Below are 16,834 nucleotides of genomic sequence, written 5' to 3' on the forward strand. Positions count from 1 at the left end.
CGCAAGGATGCCGAACAGAAACTGCGCGCGACCGAGGCCAACCTGGCCCGGCTGGAAGACCTGATGAGCCAGCTGGATGCGCAAATCGGCACGTTGCGGCGCCAGGCCCGCGCTGCCGAACGCTACAAGGCCTTGTCCGACCGCATCCGTATTGCCGAAGCCCGGCTGGTATTCGCCCGCTGGCGCGATGCGGCCGCTGCTGCTGAGGCTGCCAGGGGTGAAGCCCAGTCTGCCGAAGCGCGGGTCGGCACCGCGCAAGCCGCGATGAAGGCCGCCCAGGCCGCGCAGGCCGCCAGTGCCACCGCGCTGGCAGAAGCGCGCGATGAACTGGCCGACCGGCGTGACGATGCCGCGGCTCACGGTCACCGTATGGCTCAGCTGACGAGCCAGCTTGAAGCAGTTGAGCAGCGCCTCAAGGATTTGCAGCGACAACAGCATCGGCTTGAGGAAGACCGCGGCGATGCCGACCGGCTGACCCGCGACGCCGCCGAGGCGCAAGCCCGGATCGAGCGCGAACTGGCTGGCGGCGAACAGGCACTGGTGGTGGATGAAAATCGCCGCCCGCTGGTGGCGGCCGCGCTTGACGATGCCGACCGCAATCTGCGCCAGGCCGAACTGGCGCTGGCGAATGCCACGGCCGATCAGGCCGGGGTCGAAGCCGAATGGCGCGTGGCCGAGGCGGAACTTTCGGCCGCTCGCCAGCGGCTGTCCCGCTTGGAAAACGAAACGCGCCGTCAGCAAGACCTGCGTGACGCCTTGGCTCTTGAGAGTGATACCGAGGCCGCGCTCGCAAAGGCTGAAGCGGACCGCGCCAATGCCGCTGCAACGCTTGACGCAGCACGGACCGGGCTGGAAGCCGGACAAGCGCGAAAGGCGGATCTGCAGGCGGCACGCGACAGCGCCGGCGCCGCGCTTGCTGCCGCGCGCGCCGATCTGGCCGGGGTTGAGCGCGAATGGCAGGCCCTTGACCGCGACCGGCAGGCAAGGGCCAAGCAAGCGGCTGGTAAGCATGGTCCCGCCGCGCTTGATAGGATCCGCGCGGCACCGGGCTTTGAACGTGCACTTGCTGCTGTGCTGGGCCGCGATGCCAAAGCGCCGATTGCCCCGGCCCCGGCGGACCAGGATGGCCGGTTCTGGACCGGTGCCGCCGCGCCTGCATCCGTCGCGAACAGCCTTGCCGCCCATGTCACGCAGTGCCCGCCGGAACTGGCGGCCCGTCTCGCGCTGGTCCATGTTGCCGATGCCGACGACGGGCGCCCGCTGGCTCCGGGCGAATGGCTGGTCACCACCGCAGGCCGCATTCGCCGCTGGGACGGCTTTGTCGCGCGGGGCGAAGGGGCCGCCGAGGCCGCCCGGCTGGAAGCGGAAAACCGCTTATCCTCGCTGGATGCCGAATTGCCCGCGTTGCGTTCCGCCGTGGCCAGCGCCGAAGCCAGCACTAGCACGGTCCAAGCCGAACTTGCCGCTTTGCAACCTGCGCTGATCGCCGCCGAACGTGCTGTCGCACAGGCGAGTGAGGCTGAGCGGGCTGCGCTGCGCAGCGTCGATCAGGCCGAAGGCGCCAAGGCCCGGCTCGAAACGCGTCACGGCGAATTGGCTGCTGCTGCGGCCGATCTGGTCGAGCAAGTGCGCCAAGCCGAAACGGAACGCGCCGCGGCAGAACAGCGCCTTGCCGCTCTGCCCGATCCTGAATCCGGGCGTTCACAGCTGGCTGCCGCCCGCAGCCGACATGATACCGCGCGCCAGGGACTGCAAAGCGCCAGCGCCGCACTTGCCGCCCACGATCAGGCACTGGCGGTAGCGCGCGAGCGAACCAATACCCTGCGGTCCGACATCAAGTCATGGCAGGCCCGCGCAGGTGACGCTGCCAACCGGCTGGCGCAGATGGCCCGCCGCGCCGAAGAGCTGGAGGAAGAACGTGCGATAATCGCCGCAAAGCCCGCCAGCCTGCTGCGCGAGATAGAGGACGGCGATGCGACCCGGGCGCGCATTGCAGCCGAACTCGCCGCCGCTGAAGCGCGCGTGGCTGAAGGCACAGACACCGCACGTCACGCCGACATCGCCTTCGCCCAGGCCAACGAAGCGCTCGCCTCTGCGCGAGAGGTGCGCGCCGGAGCTGCTGCCCGCGCCGAGAACGAGGAAGCCCGCCGCCAGGAAATGGCTGGCATTTCGGGTGAACGCTTTCAATGCCCGCCGCCGCTGCTGGCCGAGCGCTTCGCCTTTGACAGTGCTGCAGTTGGGCCGGCAGCCGCCGAAAGCGCAGAGCATGACAAACTGGTGGCCGATCGTGAGCGGCTAGGCCCGGTCAATCTGGTCGCTGCCGACGAACTGGCGGGGGCCGAGGCGCGCCACGGTGCCTCCATCGCCGAACAGGCCGAACTGGGCGAAGCGGTCAACCGGCTGCGCGGATCGATCGGCAACCTTAACCGCGAAGGGCGCGAGCGGCTGCGTGCCGCGTTCGAAGCGGTTGATCAGCATTTCCGCCGCCTGTTCACCCGCTTGTTCGAAGGCGGACAGGCGCACCTCGCCCTGATCGATAGCGACGATCCGCTGGAGGCTGGCCTTGAAATCTATGCACAGCCGCCGGGCAAGCGGCTGCAATCGCTTACGCTGCTGTCGGGCGGCGAACAGGCGCTGACCGCAGTGGCGCTTATCTTTGCCCTGTTCCTGACCAATCCCGCTCCGATCTGCGTCCTCGACGAAGTCGACGCGCCGCTCGACGATGCCAACATCGAACGCTTCTGCGACCTGCTTGACGCGATGGTCGGCGAAACCGATACCCGCTACCTGATTGTTACTCACAATGCCGTGACGATGAGCCGGATGCATCGCCTGTTCGGCGTCACCATGATCGAACGCGGGGTCAGCCGTCTGGTCAGCGTTGATCTGGAAGCGGCAGAAGAACTGCTAGCGGCAGAATAATTCAATCCAGCACAAACCGGGGTCCGGTGCCCTTGGTCCCGGCGCGGTCGTCACGGTTGTAGAGCTGGCATTTGTGAAGACTGAGACAGCCGCAGCCGATGCATTCATCCAGCTTGCGACGGGTCAGTGAGAGCAGCGCAATTTTCTGGTCGATCTGGCTGCGCATCTGGCGGCTGATGCGCTGCCAGTCGCTTTGCGTTGGCGTGCGCCCCTGCGGCAACGTCGACAGCTGTTCCTCTATCTCGGCCAGACCCAACCCCAGCCTTTGCGCAATCAGGATAAAGCTCAACCGGCGGATGTCGCTGCGCAGGAAGCGGCGCTGGTTACCCATGGTGCGGTAGGGCGCGATCAGGCGTTTGTCTTCGTAGAAACGGATAGCCGAAATGGCGAGGCCGGTGCGCCGGGCCAATTCGCCGATTGGCAGCAGATCGTTTTTGTCCATCGTCCGTCCCCGATTTCGCTTGATCTCAAGTTACCTTGAGGTTGCACAACCAGCAAGCGCAGCGATTCGACGCTGCGGCAGAACGAGTCGAAAAAAGGACGAAACCCATGCCAACCGGATTTCTGGAACATGCCAACATCACCGTCAGCGATCCCGATCGCTCATCCCGCTTGCTGCAAGAACTGTGCGGTTGGCACGAACGCTGGCGCGGTCCTTCTCAACAGGGCGGATGGACCATTCATGTCGGGACCGACCGGGACTATCTTGCGGTCTACACCACGGACAAGCCTGTGGTTGAGCCTTTCGCCAAAGGCGTTCCGCTCAACCACGTGGGACTGGTTGTCGATGATCTTGACGCAGCCGAACAGGTGGTCATCGACGCGGGCCTCGTCCCGTTCAACCACATGGATTACGAACCCGGGCGGCGGTTCTACTTCTTTGATTGGGACGGGATCGAGTTCGAGATGGTAAGTTATGCCTAAAGCAACGGGCCGCGTGCGGATGACGCTGCGCATGCCCAGCGTTCATCCGTCCGATCCACTGTCAGGGCATCTTCCCAGGTGCGGCACAGCACCAGCGCTTCGTCGGGCGTTCCTTCGAGCCAATACCGCTGTGCGGCACGGCTCAGGATCAGCGGCATCCGGTCATGCACGTCAGCCATCTGCGGGTGCCCATCGACCATCACCATGGTATAGACCCGCCCCCATTCAGTGCTGGGACGCCACAGGCCGGCCACTGCAAACACGTCTTCTCCGGGCAGGCCATACCAGGTCCGGGTCATATGCCCTTTGGCGCCTTCCGCTTCGGCCCACTGGCTGACCGGGATCAGGCAGCGGCGGTGCACCAGGCTGTCGCGCCAGAACGCGGTGGTCAGCTTGTCCTCGCGCGCGTTGGTGACAGGCTTGGGTTTCAGCAGCTGGCCCTGCTTGCCCTTGAGAACCAGAGGAAAGCCCCACGTCATCGCCTGGGCACGGCCCTCTGCAATGATAAGTCCGGGATAGCCGGGATAGACTTCTGCGGCATAGTTGGCGCTGGTGTCGGCATTCACCGTGAACAGCCGGGCCACTTCCTGCGTGCCCTTGGTCATGCGGTAAAGGTTGCACATCGAGAGTCAGCGCTGCGGGCGTCCGCAGCCGCGATCGGTCCGTCCGCTGTGGACGAAAACCACGGCGTAAGGATAGACCACGTCGCTCATCCCGTCGCCGCATTTGCCGGGGGTGAAAGTCAGGGTGAAAGGCCTGCCGTTGAACCGCGCGGCGTAGCGGATCACGTCACCTTCACGCTTTTCTGTGCTGGAAACCACCACACCGTTGAGCATGTCGGGCGTTACATATTTGAGCCGCCAGTTTGGCAGCACCTCTACCGACCAGAACGGCTCGGTCCCCAGGGCCTGCAACCGCTTGGCCGGTTTTTCCGTTGGCGTGGCAGTTGGCGGCGGAACTGGCCTGGGACCAGGCGCAGGAGTTTGGGATGGCGCAGGCGTTGGCGCAGGCGTTGGCTTCGGTGCTGGCAGCGGCGCGGCGGATGACGAAACGCCGGGCGCCGGCAGGGGCGCGCCCTTGTCTTCGGGTTTGGCCGGTGTGCACGCCGCAAGACCGATCAATCCGACCAGCGCCGCGCTACGCATTGCCGACCACCCAGCAAGCCAGCGCAACCAGCAGTCCGGCCGTGCGGTTGGAGCGGAAACGGGCAAGGGCATTGTCGGCATCGTCGGGTTCCAGTGTCAGGGCCTGCCACCCAAGATGCAATGCTGCGGGTGCGAGAGCAAGCAGCACAAGCCAATCGGGCCGCAGCAGCCAGAATGCAAGCGCCCACAGCGCCAAGGCCGCACCATAAAACGCGGCCACTCCGCCGTGCACGTGATTGCCAAGCGTAATGGCTGACGAACCGATACCGATTGCCGCGTCGTCCTCGCGGTCCTGGCAGGCATAGATTGTGTCATACCCCACACACCACGCCCATGCCCCGGCATAGAGCGCCAGCATCACCAGCAGGTTGTCGCTGCGGATTGCGGTCCACCCGGTTGGTGCACCCCAGGTAAAGACCAGCCCAAGCCAGGCCTGCGGAAACCCTGTAATACGCTTCATGAAGGGATAGGCCGCGACCAGCGCCAGACTGCCCAGCGCTACCAGCTGCGCCTGCCAGCGCAGTTGCAGCAACACCACCAGCCCGATCAGGCACAGCGCAATCAGCCACATCCAGGCCGCGCGCTTGCTGACCCGCCCGCTTGCCACCGGGCGCAGCGCGGTGCGCGCAACTTTCACATCAAGATCGGCATCGACGATGTCGTTATAAACACACCCCGCCCCGCGCATCGCGATGGAGCCGAGCAGGAACCACGCCAGCAATTCCCAGCGGGCTTGGCCGCCTGCCAGCAGCACCCCCCAGGCACAGGGCCAATAGAGCAGCCACCAGCCGATAGGCCGATCAAACCGGGCGAGCTGGGCAAAATCACGCGGTGGCTGCGGCAGCGCGGCAACGATCCCGCGGTGCTGCGAATCAGGGACGATTTCAGCCTTCATTGTTCAGATACAGCGCGTTAGACATGAACAAGCTCACATAAATCACAGCGTACAGGAAACACAAAACGCAGCGCGCAACCTTTGTCACTGCACGTCGGGTTTCGGCGATCACGCGCGGGAATGTCCAGAGTTTGTTTTCGGGCAGCCATGCTGATCGTGTGCCACAGGTCGGTCCAGTAGGACAGCATCTGCGATGCGGCGGATCAAGCAAAGCCGATGCGGTTTGGACGGCAGCCATCGCTTTCCGGCGCTTACCCCGGAGGACGAACCGTGCACCGCTTTACTTCGCTACACTCGCCGTTATTCCGGCAGGAATGCCCGCCGTTCCCGCCTGGCCGCCCAAAAGTGCGCCCCGACTGTTCGTGTCCGGTCCGCTGGGCGCTGGCGCTGCGATAACCATCGAAGGTCCGCAGGCACATTATCTGGCCCGCGTGATGCGCGTCGGCGCTGGCGATCTGGTGGTGCTGTGCGATAATCTGACCGGGGAGTGGGCAGCGCGGGTGGTCAGCGCCGGCAAGCGAGACGTTTCGCTGACCGCCGAGACGCTGCTGCGCCTGCGTGAAGACGTGCCTGATTTCACGCTGTGCGCAGCGCTGCTCAAGAAAGACCGGTTCGATCTGGTGCTGGAAAAGGCCTGCGAACTGGGGGTGGCGGCAATCCAGCCGGTGCTGACCCGGCGCTGCGTGGCCGACAAGCTTAACCTGGAACGTGCTCGCGCGATCCTGGTCGAAGCGGCCGAACAATGCGCCCGCACCGCCCTGCCGGTATTGCACGAACCGGTTAAGCTTGAACTGTTGCTCAGGCAGTGGGCCGCACCGCGCGCGCTCTTTTTTGCCGATGAAAACGGAGGCGATGATGCAGCCTCTGCTTTTGCCGTGCACAGCGGTCCGGCCGCGCTGGTGACCGGTCCGGAAGGCGGCTTTGACGAGGCGGAGCGCGCCGCGATCCGCGCTTATCCCGCCACCCGCGCGATCACGCTTGGCCCGCGTGTGCTGCGCGGCGAAACGGCCGCGATAGCTGCCACGGCGCTGTGGATGGGCACCTGCGGCGATTGGCGCAACGCCCCATAATTTCGCTGGCAAGGGCGCGGACAAAGCACTAACTCCCGGCCATGAGCACGAGACAGGTTTCAGATCGCAACGATCCTTTGATCGAGAGCCGCGACCAGCTGGCAGGCCCGATGATCAAGGGCGAAAAGCCGCGCGAACGCTGGCGGATCGGCACCGAGCACGAAAAACTGGTTTATTGCACGGGCGATCACCACGCCCCCAGTTATGATGAACCGGGCGGAATCCGTGACATGCTGGTGGCCTTGCAGGACTATGGCTGGGAGCCGGTGATCGAGGGCGGTAATATCATCGCGCTTTCAGGCAGTGACGGCGCCGTCAGTCTGGAACCGGCCGGGCAACTTGAACTGTCGGGCGCGCCGCTGGAAACGCTGCACCAGACCTGTGCTGAAACCGGGCGGCATCTTGATCAGGTCAAGGCGATCGGGGCCAAGACCGGCAAAGGCTTTCTGGGCCTGGGGATGTGGCCGGACAAGACCCGCGCCGAATTGCCGATCATGCCCAAGGGCCGTTATGAAGTCATGCTGCGGCACATGCCGCGCGTGGGCAGCATGGGCCTCGACATGATGCTGCGGACCTGCACCATCCAGGTCAATCTCGACTATTCGAGCGAGGCTGACATGGTCCAGAAGTTCCGCACCAGCCTGGCGCTGCAACCCCTGGCGACCGCGCTGTTCGCCAACTCGCCGTTCACCGAAGGCAAGCCCAACGGCTTTCTGTCCTACCGCAGCCATATCTGGACCGACACCGATCCGCACCGCACCGGGATGCTGGGTTTCGTGTTCGAAGACGGCTTTGGCTATGACCGCTATGTCGAATATATGCTGGACGTGCCGATGTATTTCGTCTTCCGCGACGGCAAGTACATCGATGCCTCTGGCCTGTCGTTCCGCGACTTCATGGCCGGCAAGCTGTCTGTTCTGCCGGGCGAGCTGCCGCGGCTGAGCGACTGGGTCGATCACCTGTCCACCGCATTTCCCGAAGTGCGGCTAAAGAGCTTTCTTGAAATGCGCGGGGCCGATGGCGGACCGTGGAACAAGATCTGCGCCCTGCCTGCCTTCTGGGTCGGCCTGCTTTACGATCAGGGCGCGCTCGACGCGGCGTGGGATCTGGTCAAGGGCTGGGATCTTGACGGACGAGAGGCACTGCGCGCCGCTGTGCCCAAGCTGGGCCTGAGCGCACCGGTGCCGGGCGGCGGCACCCTGAAAGATATTGCCGCTGAAGTTCTGGCGATCAGCCGCGGCGGCCTCAACGCGCGCAGCCGGCTTAATTCGATGGGCGATACCGAGGCCGGGTTCCTGAACCCGCTCGACGACATTGTCCGCACCGGCAAGGTGCCAGCGCAGGTCCTGCTTGACAAATATCACGGTGAATGGGGCGGCGACATTTCCCGCGTCTATGAAATGAGCTTCTAGATGATCGTAGTCATAGGCCAGTTCCGCTTGCCGCCCGGCGCCATGACTGCCGGGCGCATCGCCATGACCAAAGTGATTGAAGCTACCCGGCGCGAGGACGGCTGCGTTCAGTATAACTATGCCGAAGACATGATCGACCCCGGCTTGATCCGGGTCAGCGAAATCTGGGAAAGCGAAGCGCAGCTCAGCGCGCATTTGCAAACCCCCCACATGGCGGTGTGGCAGAAAGAACGCGCCGCCCTGGGACTAAGCGAACGGGACATCACGGTGTTCACTGCTGGCCCGGGCAAACCCCTTTAACCTGGCTGTTACAGGCCGATCCGCAGTGCCCGCCACCGATCAGCTCGGCGCAGCTCGACGCTGATCCCGATGCGGCGCCAGCCAGCCTTGGTGAAGGCGCGAATAGAAGGCTGGTTGCTCCACCAGATAAAGGCGATCAAGCGGTCATGCCCCGCGGCGCGGAAATGGGTGGTAGCCTGCCGGATCAGCCGCACAGCATAGCCTTTGCCCCGCTGCGCATCCTCGGTTGCAATATCCATCAGCGCGGCCTCGCCGCTCGCCAGCGGCCAGGTACCGGTCCGCTGATACTGGGCCGGCGTGGCAAAATGGGCAACGCAGACCGGAACCCCTCCATCAATCAGCGCCAGGCCTGCCAGACCACTGTTTGCATAGGCGGCGGCTTTACGCATCTGCAGCGTCGGACTGCGGGCCAGTTGTTCGCAAACCGCCTTATCGACCGGCTGAACCGTATCGGCCGGTTCGCCCCCGTCGGCCGTGCTGCCGGCATAAATCCAGTTGATCCGGTATTCGGCCACCAACAGTCCGGCTGCCCGTTTAAGGCCCGCTTTCGTAGCGCCGATCATCGCCGCAACATCCGCCGCAGCGCCGCACCCAGGCCCAGCCGCGCGGTCAGGGCCTTGGCCCCGGATATTGTGGCATCGAAACCGGCGAGCGACGCCAGGAGGGCGCGGTTGGCCGCCGTTGGCCGCAGCAGATAGAACGAACAGGCATGCGCCGCGCCGGTGCTGAACAGTTCCTTGTGCGCCCCGTCACCCTCGGTAAAATCGAAGTAGCGAAACCGGCCTTCGGCAAATAATTGTTCCAGCGCCGCCAGTTGCAGCACCGTCCCGACCGATGCTGCGGCCATATGGGGGGCGTAGCCAAGATAGGCGTAAACCAGCGTATCGCCGTCGATCGGAAGATAAAGATAGGCCGCTACAGCGCCGTCCACCCGCAAAAGATAAGCCCGCAGCCGATCCTCTCTGGCAAGAGCCTTGGCCGCTGAGATGAAGGCAGGGTCTTCGGGCAGCCCGGCACCCAGCAGGCGCGCCTGGTAGGTCTGGCGCGACAGCGGGACCGCGCCGGCAAAGAACCTGTCCATATCGTCCGGACGGGCAAACGCCTCGATATCCAGTGTCCCGCCCGAAAGGTCGGCCAGCTTGCGCTGCTTGCGTTTCAGGGTTGAGCGGGTCTTTCCCGAAAAGCTGCCCAGATAATCGGCAAATGTGCCGTCCATCGCGATGTAACGGCGCGCATAGTCCTGCTGTCCGCCCGGAAGAAATCCGGGCGCGCTTTGCACCAGCGCTTTGTGCGCATCTGCGGGAACCGACAGGAAGCGGTACCCGTCGCAGTCTTTGGGCAAAGGCGGCACGGGCGGAACCGAACCCGACAGCAATTGCTCCAGCGACAGGCTGACCGTGACCAGCCGGCGGCGCGCGGCGTAAACCTGCCGCGATCCGATCACGAACCTGATGGATGTCACAGCGCCGCTCATGATGAACCGTACAATGCATTGCCCACCGCCTGTTCGGCCATGCGCCGCAAAGTCCTGGGCCAGCGATGCGGCAGTACCGCCTGCAACCCTGGCGCAGGTTCGGGCGGATCACTTGCATAGGTTGCGGTTCGGACATCCTTGAGGCTGCCCAGCACGGCGCAAAGCGTGTCGAAACGGCGCTTGACCACTTGGTTGGCGCGCATCCGGTCGCGGCTCAGCAATTCAAAGCTGTGCGAAACCAGCGTCATCGATGGCACCTGCCGGGCAGCTGCATGGCGCAGCGCAGCGGCAATTTCGGAAATGGTAAGTGCGGTCAGCTGAAAGTGGCGGAGCGCACCATTGGCGGCGCCGATGGCCCCGATCGGCACTTCGATCACACCGCAATGGGCCAGAACTGCGCGATCGTCAGGGCCCAGCGAAATCGCGCAGTCGGCACCCGGAATTGCGGGGCAATGGCTGGTATCGTAGGCGATTCCCAAATGCGCCAGCGCACGCAGGGTATCGTCGTTGGCCCCGTAATTGCCTGCCCGAAACGCAACTGGCCGCGGCGCGCCAGCAGCGACCAGCAGATCGCGGGCACGGTCAATAAGAACGCACTGATCGTCAAGGCTGAAATCCGCGATGTTGCGCCCTGTGCGCGGCCCCACGGGATTGTTCGACCCGGCAAGGGCCAGCCATTCACTGTGCAGGTGAAGCTGCACGTCATGCCCGCGCGATACAATCGGGCCGACCACATCGGCAATCGCTGCTGTACCCCAGACCAGCGCTGGCATGGGATCCACAAAGAACACGGCCTTGAGCCCGTACTGGTCCAGCCGGTCCATCTGATAGCCGATACCCAAAGGACCAATGGCTGTGTCGCAGGCGATCGACCGCGCGAAATTGCCGGTACGGTTGCCGGCGCCGTCACGCAAAGCCAGCCCGCAAGAATACTCCGTGTCGACGGTTATATAGAGCCGGGTCACGCAGCCTCGCGTCCGGCCAGCTGGCGCTTTGCCAGGGCAGCGGCCAAACGGTGAAGAGGCGCGGTGATCAAGCCGTGCTGCTGCATCCACTGCCAGTATTCGCGGTACTTCGGATCCTCGGCCAGCAGGTGGCGTTCCTCGGTCTTGGCGCGCCAGAAATAGATCGCGCTGACGCAGCCTAGGAAAAAAGTGTTGCGGATCATGTCGGTGGCGGAATGGGTGGTCACGAAAAATGGTAACGTGGCGCACCACCAGAACAGGTTCTTGGATACATAGGCCGGGTGACGGGTGAAGGCGTAGGGGCCATTGGTCAGTACGCCGCGATAGGTCAAGTTGGAAAAGCGGATGCCAAAGGCCACGGTTGCCCAGGCATAGATTGCGGTCAGAAAGACCAGCAGCCCCGCCCATACCCACATCACCGCACCGTAATCGCCCAGCACGCGGATCCAGTTGTTATCGCCATCGGTTCCGGCCAGGTAAAAGATCGGGCGATCCTGCCCCATGATCTGAAACGGCGGATAGCACAGCAGCGCCGACAGCCAGCCCGCAAGGTAGGGATTGGCTGAGCGGATTTGCGCGTCCAGCGGCTTCATCGTCAGGATATAGCCGACCGTGCCGATCTGTTCGTCCAGCACGAACATCACCGTGATCAGCAGGCCCGCCAGTCCCGCCGGGTTGGCCAGCATCCGCCCCCAATCGGGAGCGACCAGATTGGCAAACCCGCCCGGCACGATCGAGATCATAAAGGCGGTAAAAAAGCCTTTTACCGCCCAGGCCCGCAGGTGAATCCACACCTGGTCAATCGAATAGCTGTCCCGCCCGATCAGCAAGGCTCCAAAATGCCAACAGGCATCGCGCGGCTGGACGAGCTTGCGATCGAGCCACAGCACATAGGCAATCGACAGCACAAACAGCGGCGGCGCCAGAGTGCCCAGCACCTGCATCGCGATCAGATAAGATGATTGCCAATACCACCGGCACAGGCAGTAAAGCGCTGCGATCAACGCCCACGTCGCCCACAGGCCAGCCAGCTTGGTGACCGAAATGTCGAGTGTTTCGCCCATCGGCCGGTCAAGCGACCAGTCTATCCCGGTGGATCCGCGGCGGTGAACCTTGTCCACGGCCAGCGACCAGATGACCATCGGTACCGCGGCGAAGACAAGGCCAAGCAGTGCGGCATAGGGCCCGACCAGCCGCGCCCGCGGCCCCGGCAGGGCCAGCGCATCGGCGATCTGGGGCCAGAAATGGCACACTGCAATCCACAGTGACAGCCCGGCAACCCCGGTCAGCCCGACGGCTGCCGAAACGTCGCTGGGCGGACGCTTCGTGGCGGATTGGCGCGGCGATATCATCGCGCCCGCCTTAGCCGCAAAGGGTTAAGGCGGGGGTAACGCTGTTCACCGGAAGGCTGTGATCTTGCCGCTGTCGTCAAGCACGTAAAGCGTGCTGCCCGCCACAATCGGCGCCAGGGTAATCGGCGATCCGACATCCGCAACCATCTGCGGTGCGCCATCGGTGACATTGGCCGAATACATCTGCCCGTCCGAATTGGCGAACCACAGACGGTCACCGGCCAGCACCGGACCGGTCCAGAACACCGCGCCGGACTTCTTTTCTTCCTTGTGCCAGCGGGTCAGTTGCTGAACCCAGCGGACCTTGCCGTTGCTGCGCGCAATGCACAGCAGTTTGGCATCGTCAGTCAGAGTGAAGATCCAGTCTCCGGCAACGGCAGGAGTGGAAATTCCGGCGAGATTGAGTTCCCAAATGCGCTGGCCCGAAACCAGTTCATAGGCGGCCATGCGCCCGCCCTGGCCCAGCGCAAATACGCGGCCGCGGTCGATGATCGGATCGGCGTCGATATCGGTCAATACGCCGACCGACGTCGATAAAGACGTCCGCGCCAGGGCATCTGCCCACAGCTGGCGCCCGTTTTCATACCGGTAGGCGACCAGTTCGCCGGTCGAATAGCCGGTGATCACGGTTCCCTGCCCGGCAGCCGGGGCGGCGACGCCGAACACCCCGGTCTGGCCGGTAGCGCCGGTTTCATTCCACTGCAGCACACCGTCGGCGGCATTGAGCGAAACGACCTGGTTGTCGATGGTCATCACATAGACCGAACCGAACGCAATGGTGGGCGATCCGCGCAGCGGCCCGGCTGGCTTGACTTTCCACAGCTGTTTGCCCGTGGCCGCATCAAGCGAAGCCACCTCGCCCACGCCGGTCGTCACGAATATCTTGCCATCAGCATAGCTGGCACCGCCGCCATAGACGCTGCTGGATGCATCGCCCTTGACCGTGAAGCTTTGGCTCCATAGCCGCGCGCCGCTGGCAGCATCGAATGCGCTGACCACACCGTCAGTGCCCATCGCATACAGCTTGCCGCCGCCCACCACCGGTGACGCGGCCAGACGCTGCTTTTTGCCTGATCCGGCGATCGATGCGGTCCAGGCTCGGCCTGGCGACGCCGCAAGAGCCAGGTTGCCATAACTTTTCCCGGCATTGCCGCCAGCCTGCGGCCAATCGGCATTTGCGGCCGCAGGGGGCAGGATCACCGCCACGCCGGCCAGCTCGGGATCGACCTTCGCGCCGGATTCGACGCGGCTGAGGATGGCGACACGGTTGCCCACCGTTGGTGTAGAAGGCTTGCCTTTCCCGCCAAACACACCGCATCCGGACAGGGCCAGAACAGCGGCCAGGGCGAGCGGAGCGGCAACTTTACGCGTCAGTGGCATCGAGGGCATCGGTTTTGGATCCTTGGCAATCGTGATCGGCCCAAAGGCTTTTCTATTGAGTCTTCGCAGGCGTGTCGCCGGTGGCAGGGCCGGGCGCATCGCCCGCTTCAAACCCCAGCTGACCGGCAATCAGGCGGGCCCGGGCACGCAGCGATTCGGGCACGGTCTTGTCCTTGGCCACAGCGGCAAACAGCGGTCCTGCCATATCGGGCTTATTCATTTTGAGATAGGCGAGACCGGTCATTTCACCAGCGCTGCCAAACCAGGCATTTCCGGGCACCGCCAGCGGCTTCAGCCGGTCGACGATCTGCTGAGGCGGCAAACTGTCATAGCGCGCGGCGATCTCGCGCAATGTCGCAAAATCGCGGTATGCCTGGGGAACCGTGCTGTCAGCGGCAATCGCGGCATAGGCCTTGGCAGCGTCTTCAGCTTTGCCTGCCTGCTGGCGGATTGCTGCGGCGGCCAAGGCGGCAACAGCCTTGCTCCCGGCGCTGCCATCCTTTGCCAGGTTATCCAGTTCGCCAAGCGCGCCTGTGGCAGAAGCCGGACCCGCCGCAGCCTTTTCCAAAGCCAGGACAGTTCGCTCGCTACGTTCACCAGCCGCTAGTTTCTGGGCGTGCTCCCAGTAAAGATAGCCGCCCAGCGCAGCCAGCCCCAGGATCAGGGCAAGGCCTGCGGGGATGCCATAGCGCCTGACGGCGCCGGCCATCTGGTCGTCCCGCAGCGCTTCATCGACTTCGCGCAGAAATCCATCGTGTTGCGCGGCAAGACGCGGGTCCGCCGGGACTGGGTTTGATCTATCGGGAGGCAGGGCCAAGATTACGTGCCTTCATTGGCTGGTTAACGCGTTGGCGGCTGTTTAGCGGATGGGCAGGTCTTTTCAACGCCTGATCTGTGCGTTTCCCCCGCTGAAGGGCATGTGAACGGGCAGGATCAGGGGAATTGCCTGCGGCCCATCGCGCCTGCGTAGACACGGGCATAGGCTGCGACCATTGCCGCCTCGTCATATTCGGTCTCGGCCCGGGCGCGGTTGGCCGCACCGATTGTCTTGCGCGCCGCCGGATCGGCGGCAAGGCGGGCGATGGCATTGGCCAGGCCCGCATCGTCGCTCGGGTCGCTGAGGTAAGGTACGTTTGGCGCTGCGACCATTGCTGCGACATCGCCCACACGCGGGCTTGCCACGGCCAGCCCGGCGGCCATCGCCTCGACCACTGAAATCGGGAACTGTTCACTGTCCGATGACAGCGCGAACAGATCGAACAGGCCCAGCGCCCTGGCCGGATCGGCCGCAAAACCTGGCAAATGGACCCGGTCGATAACGCCCAGCCGGTCCGCCTCGGCGCGGATATCGGCGCGCTGGGGCCCTTCGCCCAGGATTACCAGCTGCCACGGCTCGGGCAGGCCGGCGAAGGCCCGGACCATGCGGGGCAGGTTCTTGACCGCGCGCAGCCCTGCCAAAGTGCCCAGCCACAGCTCGCCCGGCCGCTTGGTCAGGCGCGGCAGCGCGTCGGGGCGAACTTTCCCGCCGTAGGTGAACACCGGTACCCCGTTGGCAATGCGGTGAACCATCCGGCGCGGTTGCTGCCAGTCGTGAAGCGCAATCGCTTCGAGCCGCTGCGATGGCACGATCAGACCCTGCGCCTGCGCCAGGGCAATGCGGCGATACCAGTTGCGCGCAGGTTTGAGCCGCTGCGCTTCATCCTCGTTAAACCCGTCTTCGTGATGGACCAGCGGGGGCAGGGTAAAAGCCTTGCCGAACAAAGTGTGGGCCATGACCGCGTCCATCGCCCCCCAATTGTAGGTCAGGACCAGATCGTGGCCGCGCATCGCCTTGGCCAACGCCTGCAAGCGGCGCGGAAACGGACGGCCTTGGAGCGGCGGAAAATCATCGGGAAAGGTAACGCTGATGGCCCTATCGACCGCGCTGGCAGCACCGTAGGCGCCCGGTTCCGCCGATATGATCGTGTGATCGATCCCGCGGCCGAATGCGTTCATCAGCTTGGCCGCGCGCAGTTCCTTGCCGCCAGGTGAAAAGCTGGAATGGAGGTGCAGCAGCCGCAAGTGCCGCGATCCCGCGCTCATCGCACCCGGGCAAGCAGGCGGCCAATCGCCGCGACGGCTTCGGGTTCATCCAGCGTTGGTGCATGGCCTACACCGGGCACCGTCACGGCTTCGCTGTGCGGCAACAAGCGGTGCATCTTGTCCTGGGTGGCGGCAGACAGGATGTCCGACATTTCACCCCGCAGCAGCAGACTGGGGACGTCCTTCAGACCAGCAAGGGCTGGCCACATGTCAACCGGGCCGGATGGCGCGGGTTCAGCCAGTGGTTCGGCGATCTTCATGTCGTAATCGAAATGGATACGGCCATTACTGCCCACCATCATGCAGCGCTTGGCCATGGCCAGCCACTGCGTCAGCGAAAATTGCGGGAATGCCTCGGCCTGGCTTTCTTCCAGCGCGCGGGCTGCATGCATCCAGGTGGGATAGCTGCGCCCCTGCCCCACATAACCGCGAATCCGCTCCAACCCGGCCGGATCGATTTCAGGCCCGACATCGTTGAGCAGGGCACCTGCGATTCTTTGCGGCGCAGTCATTGCCGTGATTATGGTCAGCAGCCCGCCCAGCGACGTGCCGAAGAACACCGCGCGGCCCAGCCCGTGCTGGACAAACAGTTCGCCCAGATCATCGGCATATTGCAGCGGATTGTAACTGGCCGCATCCCTGGCATAGCCGCTTTCGCCGCGCCCGCGAAGATCGACGCACAGCACTCGCCAGTCGCCCGCCAGCCGGGCGGCTAGGTCCTCGAAATCGCGGGCATTGCGGGTCAGCCCCGGCAGGCACAGCACCGGCGGACGATCATCGCGCCCGGGGTAATCGCGAAAGTGCAGCTTCAGACCGTCGCGGCTGGTCCAGAAGCGATCGGCAAAGGCAGTCATCGCGTGGGGATAAGTCCTTGGGCGGGCGGCTTGTGCAGCCATGCGTTCATCCCCACTAT

General features: G+C 64.3%; 17 protein-coding genes. 5 read left to right on the top strand and 12 right to left on the bottom strand.

Annotated features, from left to right (window positions below):
• Positions 1-2,922 (top strand): chromosome segregation protein (locus tag Q0L62_RS08905; protein WP_296679019.1); only part of this gene is annotated, 2,922 nt, incomplete at its 5' end.
• A gap of 1 nt (position 2,923) precedes the next feature.
• Here the strand turns inward: Q0L62_RS08905 and soxR are convergent.
• Positions 2,924-3,364, bottom strand: coding sequence for a redox-sensitive transcriptional activator SoxR (gene soxR, locus Q0L62_RS08910; RefSeq protein WP_296679021.1), 441 nt, complete (start codon positions 3,362-3,364; stop codon positions 2,924-2,926).
• 107 nt (positions 3,365-3,471) lie between these two features.
• On the opposite strand from soxR, the gene Q0L62_RS08915 reads away from it, so the two are divergent.
• On the top strand, positions 3,472-3,846 hold the full coding sequence (locus Q0L62_RS08915) for a VOC family protein (protein ID WP_296679023.1): 375 nt from the start codon (positions 3,472-3,474) through the stop codon (positions 3,844-3,846).
• Here Q0L62_RS08915 and Q0L62_RS08920 read toward each other — a convergent pair.
• From Q0L62_RS08920 to ubiA, 3 genes are read right to left on the bottom strand one after another with little or no spacing between them, the layout of a single operon-like run.
• Positions 3,843-4,469 carry an SOS response-associated peptidase gene (locus Q0L62_RS08920; RefSeq protein WP_296679024.1) on the bottom strand — a complete coding sequence of 209 codons (627 nt, stop codon included), beginning with the start codon at positions 4,467-4,469 and terminating at the stop codon, positions 3,843-3,845. The two genes, Q0L62_RS08915 and Q0L62_RS08920, sit on opposite strands and share 4 nt — an antisense overlap.
• A gap of 6 nt (positions 4,470-4,475) precedes the next feature.
• Positions 4,476-4,991: a hypothetical protein gene (locus tag Q0L62_RS08925; RefSeq protein ID WP_296679026.1), complete on the bottom strand. Its 516-nt coding sequence runs from the start codon at positions 4,989-4,991 to the stop codon at positions 4,476-4,478.
• Positions 4,984-5,886: a 4-hydroxybenzoate octaprenyltransferase gene (gene ubiA / locus Q0L62_RS08930; RefSeq protein ID WP_296679028.1), complete on the bottom strand. Its 903-nt coding sequence runs from the start codon at positions 5,884-5,886 to the stop codon at positions 4,984-4,986. The genes Q0L62_RS08925 and ubiA overlap by 8 nt, the downstream gene beginning before the upstream one ends.
• A 314-nt stretch (positions 5,887-6,200) precedes the next feature.
• Between ubiA and Q0L62_RS08935 the strand changes: the two genes are divergently transcribed.
• The 3 genes from Q0L62_RS08935 to Q0L62_RS08945 are packed head-to-tail and all read left to right on the top strand — an operon-like array spanning position 6,201 to position 8,668.
• Positions 6,201-6,956, top strand: coding sequence for a 16S rRNA (uracil(1498)-N(3))-methyltransferase (locus Q0L62_RS08935; protein WP_296679030.1), 756 nt, complete (start codon positions 6,201-6,203; stop codon positions 6,954-6,956).
• A 41-nt stretch (positions 6,957-6,997) separates the two neighbouring features.
• Positions 6,998-8,368, top strand: a complete 1,371-nt coding sequence (locus Q0L62_RS08940; protein WP_296679032.1) for a glutamate--cysteine ligase — start codon at positions 6,998-7,000, stop codon at positions 8,366-8,368.
• Positions 8,369-8,668 carry a putative quinol monooxygenase gene (locus tag Q0L62_RS08945; protein ID WP_296679033.1) on the top strand — a complete coding sequence of 100 codons (300 nt, stop codon included), beginning with the start codon at positions 8,369-8,371 and terminating at the stop codon, positions 8,666-8,668. It begins immediately after the preceding gene.
• A gap of 8 nt (positions 8,669-8,676) precedes the next feature.
• Here the strand turns inward: Q0L62_RS08945 and Q0L62_RS08950 are convergent, their stop codons facing one another.
• The 8 genes from Q0L62_RS08950 to Q0L62_RS08985 all read right to left on the bottom strand — a co-directional run bounded on the left by Q0L62_RS08950 (position 8,677) and on the right by Q0L62_RS08985 (position 16,775).
• On the bottom strand, positions 8,677-9,231 hold the full coding sequence (locus Q0L62_RS08950; RefSeq protein WP_296679035.1) for a GNAT family N-acetyltransferase: 555 nt from the start codon (positions 9,229-9,231) through the stop codon (positions 8,677-8,679).
• On the bottom strand, positions 9,228-10,142 hold the full coding sequence (locus Q0L62_RS08955) for a GNAT family N-acetyltransferase (protein WP_296679037.1): 915 nt from the start codon (positions 10,140-10,142) through the stop codon (positions 9,228-9,230). The genes Q0L62_RS08950 and Q0L62_RS08955 overlap by 4 nt, the downstream gene beginning before the upstream one ends.
• Positions 10,139-11,107, bottom strand: coding sequence for a hypothetical protein (locus Q0L62_RS08960; protein WP_296679038.1), 969 nt, complete (start codon positions 11,105-11,107; stop codon positions 10,139-10,141). Before Q0L62_RS08960 ends, Q0L62_RS08955 begins: the two co-directional genes overlap by 4 nt.
• Positions 11,104-12,459 (bottom strand): isoprenylcysteine carboxylmethyltransferase family protein, encoded by a 1,356-nt coding sequence (locus Q0L62_RS08965; protein ID WP_296679040.1) that lies wholly within the window; start codon positions 12,457-12,459, stop codon positions 11,104-11,106. The genes Q0L62_RS08960 and Q0L62_RS08965 overlap by 4 nt, the downstream gene beginning before the upstream one ends.
• A 45-nt stretch (positions 12,460-12,504) precedes the next feature.
• The gene (locus tag Q0L62_RS08970) at positions 12,505-13,839 is read right to left on the bottom strand and encodes a PQQ-like beta-propeller repeat protein (RefSeq protein WP_296679043.1); all 1,335 of its coding nucleotides are present in this window, start codon (positions 13,837-13,839) and stop codon (positions 12,505-12,507) included.
• A gap of 52 nt (positions 13,840-13,891) precedes the next feature.
• Positions 13,892-14,656: a hypothetical protein gene (locus Q0L62_RS08975; protein ID WP_296679045.1), complete on the bottom strand. Its 765-nt coding sequence runs from the start codon at positions 14,654-14,656 to the stop codon at positions 13,892-13,894.
• A gap of 116 nt (positions 14,657-14,772) precedes the next feature.
• Positions 14,773-15,921: a glycosyltransferase family 4 protein gene (locus tag Q0L62_RS08980; protein WP_296679047.1), complete on the bottom strand. Its 1,149-nt coding sequence runs from the start codon at positions 15,919-15,921 to the stop codon at positions 14,773-14,775.
• Positions 15,918-16,775 (bottom strand): alpha/beta hydrolase, encoded by an 858-nt coding sequence (locus Q0L62_RS08985; RefSeq protein WP_296679116.1) that lies wholly within the window; start codon positions 16,773-16,775, stop codon positions 15,918-15,920. The genes Q0L62_RS08980 and Q0L62_RS08985 overlap by 4 nt, the downstream gene beginning before the upstream one ends.
• Positions 16,776-16,834: the final 59 nt, after the last annotated feature.

This window comes from Novosphingobium sp. (assembly GCF_024642085.1).
Lineage (GTDB): Bacteria > Pseudomonadota > Alphaproteobacteria > Sphingomonadales > Sphingomonadaceae > Novosphingobium.

Excerpts from the sequence above, each read along its gene's own strand:
- Q0L62_RS08980 (WP_296679047.1), bottom strand. The coding sequence starts at position 15,921 with ATGAGCGCGGGATCGCGGCACTTGCGGCTGCTGCACCTCCATTCCAGC.
- Q0L62_RS08970 (WP_296679043.1), bottom strand. The coding sequence starts at position 13,839 with ATGCCACTGACGCGTAAAGTTGCCGCTCCGCTCGCCCTGGCCGCTGTT.
- Q0L62_RS08985 (WP_296679116.1), bottom strand. The coding sequence starts at position 16,775 with ATGACTGCCTTTGCCGATCGCTTCTGGACCAGCCGCGACGGTCTGAAG.
- Q0L62_RS08965 (WP_296679040.1), bottom strand. The coding sequence starts at position 12,459 with ATGATATCGCCGCGCCAATCCGCCACGAAGCGTCCGCCCAGCGACGTT.
- Q0L62_RS08925 (WP_296679026.1), bottom strand. The coding sequence starts at position 4,991 with ATGCGTAGCGCGGCGCTGGTCGGATTGATCGGTCTTGCGGCGTGCACA.
- Q0L62_RS08935 (WP_296679030.1), top strand. The coding sequence starts at position 6,201 with ATGCCCGCCGTTCCCGCCTGGCCGCCCAAAAGTGCGCCCCGACTGTTC.
- ubiA (WP_296679028.1), bottom strand. The coding sequence starts at position 5,886 with ATGAAGGCTGAAATCGTCCCTGATTCGCAGCACCGCGGGATCGTTGCC.
- Q0L62_RS08955 (WP_296679037.1), bottom strand. The coding sequence starts at position 10,142 with ATGAGCGGCGCTGTGACATCCATCAGGTTCGTGATCGGATCGCGGCAG.
- Q0L62_RS08920 (WP_296679024.1), bottom strand. The coding sequence starts at position 4,469 with ATGTGCAACCTTTACCGCATGACCAAGGGCACGCAGGAAGTGGCCCGG.
- soxR (WP_296679021.1), bottom strand. The coding sequence starts at position 3,364 with ATGGACAAAAACGATCTGCTGCCAATCGGCGAATTGGCCCGGCGCACC.
- Q0L62_RS08945 (WP_296679033.1), top strand. The coding sequence starts at position 8,369 with ATGATCGTAGTCATAGGCCAGTTCCGCTTGCCGCCCGGCGCCATGACT.
- Q0L62_RS08950 (WP_296679035.1), bottom strand. The coding sequence starts at position 9,231 with ATGATCGGCGCTACGAAAGCGGGCCTTAAACGGGCAGCCGGACTGTTG.
- Q0L62_RS08940 (WP_296679032.1), top strand. The coding sequence starts at position 6,998 with ATGAGCACGAGACAGGTTTCAGATCGCAACGATCCTTTGATCGAGAGC.
- Q0L62_RS08915 (WP_296679023.1), top strand. The coding sequence starts at position 3,472 with ATGCCAACCGGATTTCTGGAACATGCCAACATCACCGTCAGCGATCCC.